This is a genomic window from Azospirillum sp. B506, assembly GCF_000333595.1.
Classification (GTDB): Bacteria; Pseudomonadota; Alphaproteobacteria; order Azospirillales; family Azospirillaceae; genus Azospirillum.
On the sequence record NZ_BADK01000369.1, the window covers coordinates 1 to 10,828 of the forward strand.

The 10,828-nt window shown below is 66.5% G+C and carries 11 protein-coding genes; 1 reads left to right on the top strand and 10 read right to left on the bottom strand.

From position 1 onward, the window contains the following. A partial coding sequence (locus tag I71_RS11405) for a tetratricopeptide repeat protein (RefSeq protein WP_083897103.1) occupies nucleotides 1–2,070 on the top strand: 2,070 nt, incomplete at its 5' end. Nucleotides 2,071–2,075: 5 nt separating this feature from the next. Here I71_RS11405 and I71_RS11410 read toward each other — a convergent pair. The 10 genes from I71_RS11410 to I71_RS11455 all read right to left on the bottom strand — a co-directional run. Further along, complete coding sequence (locus tag I71_RS11410) at nucleotides 2,076–2,342, bottom strand: hypothetical protein (protein ID WP_244433771.1); 267 nt, start codon at nucleotides 2,340–2,342, stop codon at nucleotides 2,076–2,078. A gap of 16 nt (nucleotides 2,343–2,358) precedes the next feature. Beyond that, nucleotides 2,359–2,979 (bottom strand): RNA polymerase sigma factor, encoded by a 621-nt coding sequence (locus I71_RS11415; protein ID WP_042694979.1) that lies wholly within the window; start codon nucleotides 2,977–2,979, stop codon nucleotides 2,359–2,361. 34 nt (nucleotides 2,980–3,013) lie between these two features. Then, complete coding sequence (locus I71_RS11420) at nucleotides 3,014–3,505, bottom strand: flagellar protein FliS (protein ID WP_042694980.1); 492 nt, start codon at nucleotides 3,503–3,505, stop codon at nucleotides 3,014–3,016. A 39-nt stretch (nucleotides 3,506–3,544) separates the two neighbouring features. Continuing rightward, the gene (gene fliD / locus I71_RS11425; RefSeq protein ID WP_042694981.1) at nucleotides 3,545–5,227 is read right to left on the bottom strand and encodes a flagellar filament capping protein FliD; all 1,683 of its coding nucleotides are present in this window, start codon (nucleotides 5,225–5,227) and stop codon (nucleotides 3,545–3,547) included. A gap of 166 nt (nucleotides 5,228–5,393) precedes the next feature. Beyond that, a complete protein-coding gene (locus I71_RS11430) occupies nucleotides 5,394–6,218 on the bottom strand; it encodes a flagellin (protein WP_042694982.1) in 825 nt (274 codons plus the stop codon). Between the two features lie 121 nt (nucleotides 6,219–6,339). After that, nucleotides 6,340–7,245 carry a flagellin gene (locus tag I71_RS11435; RefSeq protein ID WP_042694983.1) on the bottom strand — a complete coding sequence of 302 codons (906 nt, stop codon included), beginning with the start codon at nucleotides 7,243–7,245 and terminating at the stop codon, nucleotides 6,340–6,342. Between the two features lie 11 nt (nucleotides 7,246–7,256). Next, entirely contained in the window at nucleotides 7,257–9,014 is a 1,758-nt protein-coding gene (flgK, locus tag I71_RS11440; protein ID WP_042694984.1) for a flagellar hook-associated protein FlgK, read from the bottom strand. A 28-nt stretch (nucleotides 9,015–9,042) separates the two neighbouring features. After that, nucleotides 9,043–9,591 (bottom strand): hypothetical protein, encoded by a 549-nt coding sequence (locus tag I71_RS11445; protein WP_042694985.1) that lies wholly within the window; start codon nucleotides 9,589–9,591, stop codon nucleotides 9,043–9,045. 107 nt (nucleotides 9,592–9,698) lie between these two features. Then, entirely contained in the window at nucleotides 9,699–9,968 is a 270-nt protein-coding gene (locus I71_RS11450; protein WP_042694986.1) for a hypothetical protein, read from the bottom strand. Nucleotides 9,969–9,972: 4 nt separating this feature from the next. Then, nucleotides 9,973–10,828 (bottom strand): flagellar hook-basal body complex protein (locus I71_RS11455; protein ID WP_042694987.1); only part of this gene is annotated, 856 nt, incomplete at its 5' end.

Below are 10,828 nucleotides of genomic sequence, written 5' to 3' on the forward strand. Positions count from 1 at the left end.
CTGGCCCTGGGGCAGGCNTTGTGCGAGGAGGGGCGGGTGCCCGATGCGTTCGCCAGTGCCCGCCGGGCACTGGCCGTCACCCCCGACGATGCCGCCGCACTGTGCCTTCTGGGTTCCATCGCCGGGCGGCAGGGGCGAGCGATGGCGGCGCTGCTGTGCTATCGCGCGGCGGCACGGCTTGTGCCGTCTGCCGCCGAACCAAGGGTCGGGATGGGACAGGCGCTGGAGGAGTTGCGGCAGGCGGGTGCTGCGATCGGCTGCTACCGGCTGGCCGTGCGACTGCAGCCGCGCGATGCCGCCACCCGCATCACGCTGGCCAATGCGTTGCGCCGCCAGGGCATGGGTACAGAGGCTGCCGTCGCCTACCGGGAGGCCATCGCGCTGGGGGCCGACAACGTCTCGGTGTGGGCCAATCTGGGGGTCGTGCTTCAAGGGCTGGGGCGGCTGAGCGAGGCGGAAAGCGCCTATCTCGAAGCGTTGCGCCGCCGGCCCGACCATGCGGAGACGCACAACAATCTGGGCTTGCTGCGGCATGCGGTGGGGCACCATGCCAAGGCGCGGGACTCGTTTCATGCCGCCCTGACGCTTGACCCCTGCCATGGTCCGGCACTCGTCAATCTCGGGCTGGCGGACGCGGCCCTGGGGGACCATGGCCGCGCCGAGCTTTGGCAGCGACGGGCCATCGCCCATGATCCCGGTCGGGCGGAAGCCTGGAACAATCTCGCGACGGCCTGCAAGGCGCAGGGACGTCGCGAGGATGCGGAGGCCTGCTTGAAGCGTGCGCTGGCTCTGAAGCCCGCCTTTGCCGATGCGCTCGGCAATCTCGGTTCCGGCCTGTCCGACCGTGAGGCTTTCGGGCCCGCGGTCATGCAGATCCGTCGCGCCATCCGGCTGATGCCCAACCATGCGCCGCTGCATGCCGTGCTGGCCTATGCGCTGAACGGCGCCCGGCGGCCCCAGGAAGCCGGGGCCGCCTGCCGTAAAGCGCTGGTACTGGTACCGTCGCTGGCTGACCCGCTCTGCACCCTGGGGCTGGCGGAGCAGCGGCAGGGGCGCACCGATGCCGGCCGTTGGTTCGAGCGGGCCGTCGCCGCCGCTCCCGGTCATGCGCTGGCCCGCTTCAACCGCGGTCTGCTGTCGCTGGAACGCGGCGCGCTGCGTGCCGGTTGGGCCGACTACGCCTACCGTTTCAAGGCCGGGCGCGTGCGGCCGGAACGGCGTTTCACCATCCCCGAATGGACAGGCGAACCGTTGGAGGGAAAGCGCCTGTTCATCTGGCGCGAGCAGGGGGTGGGAGACGAGTTCCTGTTCGCCTCCTGCTATCCCGACCTGATCAGGATGGCCGGACGGGTGGTGATCGAATGCGACCGCCGCCTGGTGCCGCTGTTCGCCCGCTCCTTCCCCAAGGCGACCGTGCGTGCCGAACAACCGCCCTGCGGTCAGACCGAGGCGGAGGTGGTCGACTGCGACTATCACATCCCGGCCGGCTCGGTTCCACGCCTGCTGCGCGAGCGGTTGTCGGCTTTCCCGACCCGGTCATGCTGGCTGTTCGCCGATGGCAGCCGCATCGCCGACTGGCGCGAGCGGCTGGACGGAGCGGGCGACGACCTGCGCGTCGGCATCAGCTGGCGCAGTCAACTGATGACTGCTGACCGCTGCGGAGCCTATCTGCCGCTGGACGCCTGGGGACCGGTCTTCGCAGTGCCGGGGGTCACCTTCGTGAACCTGCAATACGACGAGTGCCAACGCGAGATTCTGGCGGCGGAGCGGCAATTCGGACAGCCGATCTATGGCTGGACCGGAGTGGACCTGCGTGACGACTTCGAGCAGACGGCTGCGCTGGTTTCAGCGCTCGACCTCGTCATTGCGCCGGCGAATTCGGTGGCCGAACTGGCCGGTGCGCTGGGTGTGCCGGTCTGGCGCTTCGGGCACCGGGATTGGACGCAACTCGGCACCGCCGGCCGGCCCTGGTACCCATCGATGCGCCTGTTCCAGCCGCTGGCAGGGCAGGGGCTGGAACAGGCACTGCAGCGGATCGCGGTGGATTTGCGGCGGGTGGCGGCGGTCTGACCGGCCTACATCAGCCGCGGCGGCTGGTCGCCATCCTCGTCGAAGCCCCGGCTGGACGGCCCCAGGCGGAAGGCGGCGGCAAAGATGCGGTCGGCGAGGTCGGGAGAAGGGCTATCCTCCAAGCGGTCGGGCGCCGATTGCCCAAGCGCCAGTTCCATCGTCACCATCGCATCCAGCATGGCCTGGGCCTTCACCGAACGCAGAAGAAGGCGCCTTGCATCCCTGGCCGCATCGTCCGGCCAGAGGGCGAGATCGCCTCCGTAGCGATCCAACCGATCGCGAAACTCCTCATCCGTCATCGAATGAATCCCTGGCCGCCTGCGCACTTGCGCGCAACAATAGTCTGAGCTGCTGGCGCGCACGCTTCAATAGGGACTCTACCGCACCGACGCTGATTTGCATAACGTTGGCGATGTCGGCGTTGCTTAAATTTTCGTAATAGAACAGCGTCACGGCGGCGCGCTGCTGCGGCGTCAGCTTGGTCTGGGCATCGGACAGGCGCGCGGCGACCTGCTGGCGATGGATGGTGCTGACCGCGTCGGGCGTGTTGTCCGACGGCTCGTCAACCGTTTCCAGATCCTGGCCGACCGGTCTGCGCTTGTGGTCGATGCAGCGGTTCACCACCACGCGGTAAAGCCAAGTGGTGAAGCGGGCACCGCCATCGTCGCTCCATTGGCTGCGGCGCTGCCAGACCTGAAGGAAGGCGTCCTGCACCACATCCTCCGCCTCCGCCTCGTTGCCGGTCAGACGGCGGGCGAGCGCGTAGGTGCGTTTCAGGTGGCGATTAACCAGCGTCCGGTAGGCCGTCTGGCTGCCGGAGCGGATCTGTGCCATCAGCGCTTCGTCGCTGTCCTCATCCGCCGGGGTGATGACGCCGGAGGCACGCCCCCGGATCAGCTCCCCCGACATGGAGCGCCCGACGCCGGAGTCCTCCCGCGGAAGATCAAGCCGAGAGTCCGCCCGAGAGTCCGCCATTTGCATGATCCATCGTTCTCCCGACGACGGATGCATGCGGCCCTTTGGCCGTGGCACCGACGACAGTGGATGGCCCGCCGCGTTCTGCGGCGATGGCCTGCCAGGCCTTCAGCATGAAGGAGGTCTGGCGGATGAGCGAGTCACAGGCCGCCACCGGATCCTTCCGGCTGGCGGCAGCGCCGGCCTGGGCGATCAGCCGGTGGTAGAACCGGCGAAGCGTCAGCGCCATATCCTCATTTTTGTCGAAAACCAGAATGGAATCAAGGCCTGCGAACACCATGATCGCATTTCTGATCGCAGTGTGGTGCGCTTCGAACCGGCGGTCTGCGGCGGCATCGCGGGCGGCATACAGATGGGTCATCGCCCGCTCGTACAGCCGCACCACCGCCACCAGCGGCGGTACCGCGCTGTTGGCGACGGCGTAGGCGTTCAGGGCTTTCGAATAGGCGGAATTGCGCATGGCGCGGTATCCTCATCAATTGATGGGCCGTGACCGGACTCAGCTGTCGTCGCTGCTGTCTTTGTAGGTCAGCTGTTTCAGCAGCAGGGCTGCCGATTCCGCCGCGGCCTCCAGCCTGGCGTAATAGGCGGTCAGGGTGGTGCGGTAGGTCTCTGCCTTGGTCTTGATGTCGCTGGACTTGCTTTCCAGGTCGGTGTCCCGCGTTTCCAGATCGTCGATCGCGGTGGCGAGGTCGCTGTCGTAATCCGCCGCCGCATCGTCGATGACGCCGTACATCTTGTCGGCCAGCCCCTGCGAGAAATCGATGTCCACGCTGCCGCTGTTGCCGGAATAGACCAGCACGATGCCCTCATAGGCCGTGCCGGTCGCGCCGATGATGCGGTTGCCGCTGACGGTGAACAGGCTGCTGTCGCCATTGACCGAGGCCGAGCTCAGGTTGCCGTCGTCGCCGCGCACGATGTCCAGGCTGAAGGACAGGGCCGAGGCGCTGCTGGTGTAGCGCAACAGCGACATCTGGCTGGACGACGAGGTCATGTTGAGGCCAAGCAGCTGCTTGACCGAGTCGACGTCGGTGCTGAGGATGCTGTTCAGCGTGTCCTCGTCCAGTTCCAGTTCGTTGGAACTGTTGAAGGTGATGCCCAGCGAAGCCATCGACAGCACGGTGCCGTCGTCGGTGGTGATCGAGGTGTTGAGCGCGCTGTTGACCGATCGCGTGATCTGCCGCAACAGGGTGTCGGAGAACAGCGTCGCGTCGCTGGACGCGGTGCCGTCGCTGGTCGTCGCCTGCTGAGTCTTCACGAAATCGCGGTATTCGTTGTAGGCGTCGACGAAGCTGGAGATCGCCGATTTGATCGAGGACAGGTCGGTCGACACCTCCATCGAGATCGCCGTGTCCGGGCTGGCGCTGTAGAGGTTGAGCGTCACGCCTTCGATGGCGTCGTCGATGGTGTTGGAACTGCGGGTGATGGTGACGCCGTCCACCTCGACGATCGCGTCCTGCACCGCGACCATCTCGTTCTTGATGGCGCCGTCGCTGTCGGTCAGGCCGAGCGAGGACAGGACGCCGTCGCCGCCGTCGGTCAGCGATATCGCCTCGCCGGTGTTGTTGGAGGTCAGGATCAGCTGATAGCTGCTGTCGCTGACCTGCACGATGCTGGCGGTGACGCCGCTGGTCGATTTGTTGGCGTTGATGGCGTCGCGCAGGTCGGTCAGGCTGTCGTCGCTTTCCATCGAGATGGTGACGGCGCTGCCGTCGGCCGCCTGGAGCGTGAAGCTGCCGGAATAGCCCAGCGCGCTTGTCTTGCTGCTCGTGCTGTCGGCTGCGATCTTGTGCTTCGTCGCCAACTGCTGAACCACGACGGAATAGGTGCCGACCTCGGTATCGTCATCCACGGTGGCGCTGAACACGTCGTCGTCGCCGACATAGGCGGTCCGCTGGCCGAACAGGTTGGAGGACGCGCCGGTCGAGGTGCTGCGGTTGCGCAGACCGTCGAGGGCGGTGTTGACCGCCTGCAGCTTGTCCTGAAGGTCGGTGTAGGCGGTGATCTTGGCTTCGTTCGCGGTGATCTTGGTATCGATGCGGTCGGCCTTGCTGAGCCTTGCGTTGACCTTCGCCTCGATCAGCGCGGAATAGTCGATGCCGGTTCCCGAGCTGCTGGAGGACAGCGCCGAGTAGCCGGTGCTCGCGGCCGTGCTGGTGGATGTGGAACTGACGGTGGTCATGGCAAGGCTCTCCCGGTTCCGGCCGTGGGCGGGGCGGCGGATGGCGCGGCGATGCGGGGTTGTGCGGCGCTGATGAAGGAAGGAAACGGCCGCCGGGAGGCGCGTGCCCCACGAGTGTGTGAGGCTGTGCGGGACGCGGACCCGTGCCCGGCGGCCTTGCGAACCGTCAGCGGAGAAGGGAGAGTAGATTCTCCGGCATCGAGTTCGCTTGGGAGAGCACAGCGATGGCGGCCTGGGTCAGGACCTTTTCGGACGACAGCTTCGATTGCTCCTCGGCCACGTCGACGTCCATGATCTTGGACTGTGCGGCCTCGGTGTTCTCGATGGTGGTGTCGATCATGTCGCTGCGGAATTCGAAACGCGAGATCAGCGCGCCGACATCGGCGCGGGCGTCCGACAGGGTGGTCACCGCGGTGTCGAGCGCGGTCAGGGCGGCGGCGGCGGTGGCCGAGGTGCCGACATCCAGCGTGTTGATGCCAAGACCGGTCGTGGTGACGCCGGTGATGCTCACGTTGATGTTGTCGGTCGACGTGGTGCCGACGCGGAAATTGACGCCGGTCGACCAGTTGGTCGTGCCGTCGAGCAGCGATTCGTCGTTGAAGCGGGTGCCCGAGGCGATGCCGTCGATTTCGTCCTGCAACTGCTGGAACTCGGCATCCAGATAGGAGCGCTCGTTGTCGGTCACCGAGCCGGACAGCGACTGGGTTGCGAGCGAGCGCATGCGCTGCACGATGTCGGAGATGCTGGACATGCCGCCGTCGGCGGTTTGCAGGATCGACGACCCGTGCGAGGCGTTGGTGGCCGCCTGGTTCAGCACGGTGACGTCGGACTTCAGCGAGGTGCCGACGGCGAGACCGGCGGCATCGTCCGACGCCTTGGTGATGCGCGAACCGCTGGCGATCTTCGAGACCGAGTCCGACTGGTTGGCCGAGTTGATATTCAGGTAGCGAAGGGCCGAATTGGAAGCCGTGTTGGTCGAGATGACGGGCATGATGTGGTCTCCTGATCGAACCGGGCCGTTTCGGCGACCCTCACTGGGACTCACGGGGGATGGGGCGAAAGCTGGCGCAGTTTTTCGGTGGGAGTAGCGCTTTTTTGCGTCGGCCCCAGCGTCACAGGTATTTGGACAGGTTGTTCTCTTCGAGGATCTTCATCAGGCTCATGGTCGCCTCCAGCGATGCCTGGAGCTGGGACAGCCTGGTGGTCGATTCCGCCAGATCGACGCTGCGGATGTCGTCCACCTGGGTTTGCAGAACCAGCTGCTCGTCCACATGGCGGTCGATGGTGTTCTCCAGGGACGAGCTGGAGGCGCCCAGCTTGGCCTGCACGATCGACAGCCCGTCGGTGGCGTCGGAGGCGAGCTTCGTCGCTTCGGCCAGCAGATCGTCGTCGACCGGATTGGTCGACATGTTGGCGATCAGGCTGAAGGCGCGCAGCGCCTTCTCGTAAGCCGGCTGGTCGGCGGTGGTGCCATAGGACAGGACGAAATCGTCCGACGCCTGGAAATGGGCGATGGAAGAATCGCCCTGGTAATAGCCGGTGTCGGAACTCGACGGGTAGGTCGCCGCCGTGTAGCTGTCGAGGTCGACCGCCGGCTGGTCGGTGCGTCCGCCGGCGAAGAGATAGCGGCCGTCCTGCTGCGTGTTCAGCAGCCCGCCGAATTCCTGCATCAGCTGGGCGGCTTCGGCCACGACGCCTTCGACACCGGCCGCATTGTCGCCCTGCAAACCGGTGATCAGCGCGCTGAGGCGGGAGGTCAGGTCCGACATGCCGCCGACGGCGTCATACATCGACTGGATACGGCCGTTCACGACCTCGCCCTCGTCGATATACTGTTCCAGCCGGCGGTAATGGCTTTCGAGATTGACCAGCCGGCCGCTGTCCGACGCGATGCCCTTGTAGTCGGTGGAGTTCAGTCCGGACGATGAGCGGATCTGTTCCGCGGCCACCTTGGCCTCGGCCTTCATCATGTACTGGACGAGCGTGTTCTGATGGTTGTAGGTCGCGACCCGTTCCATCGCGGTCTCCTCTACTTGACCATGTCGAGCGCCGTGCTGAACATCTCCTGCAACGTCTTCATGACCGCGGCTGCGGCCTCGTAGGCGGATTGCAGGGTTGAGATCGCGGCGGTCTCCTCGTCGACATTCACGCCGCTCTGCGACGAGAAGGTCGATTCGAGGCTGCTGGTGTAGGTTTTCTGGCTGTCGTAGGCGGTGGATGCCTTGTCGGCGAGCGTCGCTGCACCCTGGATCACCGCGCCGGCATAGCCGGAGAAGGTCGTCTTGCGGGCGCTCAAGGACCCAGCGGCATCGAAGTCGTAGCTGGTGGAAAAGGCGGCCGACAGCGCCTTCGCCACCGATCCCTCGCCGCTGGTCAGCACCATGTCGCCGGCGGTCAGTCCGCTGGTCGAGGACAGGGCGCCGGTGGCGAGCAGGCTGCTGTCGTTGGCAATCCGGGTCGCCACCTTGATGTCGGACGCACCGGTGCCGGTCAGCAGGTCGTTCATGCCGTAGGCGTCGGAGAAGGACCCCGTGGTTCCGTCATTGGCGTCCCCGCCCAGCGCGATGCCGTTGCTGGCGCTGTTGGCGGAGATCACCAGCTTGCCGTCCGAGGAGATCGAGGCGGTGGCGTTGCTCATCGTGTTGATGGCGTCGACGACGTCCTGGAGGGTGGATTTGGTCGAGAGGTCGATGTCGAGCACCTCCGCCGCTGTGCCGGAGCTGTCGGTGACGGCGACGCGCAGCGTGCCGCTCGTCACCTTCAGCGCGTCGCTGGCCGAGACGGTCGCCGTGCCGGTCAGGCTTTGCGGGGCGGGGTAGGAGGTGCCCTGGTTCTGGATTTTGTTCAGCGTGTCCATCAGGGTGGTCGCCAGCTCGTCCAGCTCGGCCTGCTGCGCCGGCAGGTCGGTGTCGCGCAGCTGCACCAGCGCGCCCAGGGAGCCGCCGAGCGAGGAGCCCGTGATGTCGACCCCGTTCAGCATGATGCCGTTGAAACCGCTGCTGCCGCTGGCGCTGTAGACCGTGCTGGCGCTGACCGAGGCTGCCGGCGTGTAGGACAGCTCGTGGACCTTGGTGTCGACCAGCGCCTTGCCCGACGCGGTGGAGACCCGCATCAGCCCGCTGTCGTCGACCTGATAGGTGACGTCGATGTCCTTCGCGAGGCTTTTCAGTGCGCTGTTGCGCTGGTCCTCCAGGTCGGCGACGTTCTGGCCCAGCGCCTTGCCCTTCACGATCTGGTCGTTCAGGGAGTCGATGCTGTTCAACGATTCATTGATGCTGTCGACGGTGGTTGCGATCTCGTCGTCGGCCTGGGCGCGCAGCGACTGCACGGAGGAAGAGGTGGTGCGCAGGGTCTCCGCCAGATCCGACAGATCCTGCACGGTGGCGGCCTTGGCGCTCTCGCTTTCGGGAGAGGTGGCGAGCGTGCCGAGCGTGTCGGCCAGGGAGTCGATCATCGACCCGATGTCGGTGCCGCTGCTGTCGTCGGCGCTGACGCTGCCGAAGGCCGACTGCATCTGGTCGAGATAGCTGTTGCGGGTGTCGGTATAGCCGAGGTCCGACTGGGCCGAGACCAGCGTCTTCAGCAGATAGCGGTCCACATTGCTGCTGGCCGCGGTGATGTCGACGCTGGCGACATTGACGCCGGTGCTGCGGGTGACGTTGGACGCCGTCTTGCGGGTGTAGCCGTCGGTGTCGGCGTTGGCGACGTTGGAGGAGGCGACGGCGATCCCGACCTCGGACGTGCGCAGCGCCGACGAGGCGATTGAACTGGCGACGCGAAGCGACATGGCGGTTTCCTCCCTCTGCGGCCGGCCGTCAGGCCGTCAGGCCGACGGCATGGCCGGTGGTGCGCATCGCCACCCGCGCGCCATAGCGGGCGCCGGGACCATAGGCGACACCATAGACGCCGGCCGGGGCGGTGGACGCGGCGCGCAGGGCGGCACCGATTGCGTTCTGGCGGGCACGGTGGACCCTGATCTGCGCCTCCATTTCCCGCATGCGGGCGGCCAGCGTCGGCAGAACCTGATCGGCGGCGGCCTTGGCGGCGCCGCGCACGGCAGGGGCGACGCGCTTGCTGCGCGTCTGCGCCAGCGCATCGGCCAGCCGGTCCTTCCAGGTCCGCAGCAGCGTCTGCATGTCGCCCGCCGCCAGCAGCGCATCGCGCGGCCGGCCCTCGCGCACCGCGGCCTCGGCGCGGGCGGCGGCGCGATCCAGTTCGGCGACGAAGGCCTCCAGCACATCCACCGCGTCGACGCGGAGGAAGATGCTTGCCGAGGTCGGCTCTGCCGTCTGTGCGACAGGCTGCGCCTTGGTTGGAACGGGTTTCGGCGGGGCCGGCTTGAGCAGGGTTTGCTTGAGCGCCATGGATTTGGCTCCGGAGGTTGGATGTTTGGTTCCACGGCGGTTCGCGGGAATACTGGCGGGATTTTTTGGCGTGGCGTCGGCTTCGATTGCCCCATCCTCACGACCGCTCACCGTCGTGTCGCCATCGCCCGCCCATAGGCGTTGACCGCAAAGTTGGCGACCCGCCCGCGGTGAATTCTCGCCCCCAGCGCGCGCTTCTCCATCTCCAGCCCGTCGATCAACGCGATCAGCTCGTCGGCCATCGCCAGCCGTTCCATCCGGCTGGCGGTCCTCGCCAGCAGGACCCGCGCCTGTACCGTCAGCCGCCGGTGCTCCAGCAGCAGGGCTTCGGCGCGGGCGAACCCGTCGTTCGGCCCAACGGTCATTCCGGCGGTCATGGCGTCACCGCTTCATCGAGATCAACGTGTCGATCATGTCCTGTGCCGTCGTCATCACCTTGGATGCGGCGGAATAGGCCTGCTGGGCGACGATCATGCGGCTGAACTCGTCGGTCAGTTCCACGGTCGAGCTTTCCAGCGAGCTTGCCTCGATCTCGCCGGCCTTGCCGTCGCCGGCGGTGCGCAGTTGGTAGCTGCCGGACTCATAGGTCTGGGTGAAGGTGGTGCCGCTCTCGCTTTCCAGCCCGTCGGCATTGGCGAAGGTCGCGATCGGGATCTGGTAGATCGCCCGCGTCTCGCCATTGTCGAACTTGGCGCGCACGACGCCGCTGCTGTCGATGGTGGTGCCGGTCAGGGTGCCGGGTTCATAACCGTTGCCGGTCGCGGTCCAGTCGCCGATGGAGGCGGTGCTCTCGCCGGACGCGTATTGCGTCAAGCCGGTGGTGCTGTTGGCGCTGCCGAGATTCAGCGAGATCGTGCTGTCGGCAGCGCCGGTGGTCCAGCCGGCGACGGAGATGCTGATGGCGGAGGGATCGACGCTGGTTGTGGTGCCGCTGCTGTCGGTCTGGGTGGCGCTGGCCAGTGATCCGTCGCTGTTGAAGGTGATCGAGATCGGGAAGCCGGAGATCGTGCCGGTGGTGGTCGTGCTGTCGGCCGAACTGGTCGGGTTCGATGCGTTGAGCGACCAGGTGTTGTCGGCGGTCTTCTCCCACGTCATCGTCACCGAATGGCTGTTGCCCAAGGCGTCGAACAGCTCGATGTCGGTGGTGAAGCTGTCGCCCGTCGCAGCGTCGGAGGGCAGGTTCGCCTCGATGTCCTCGGTCGACGTCGCTTTCGGCGTGCCCTTGATGCGGACAGAT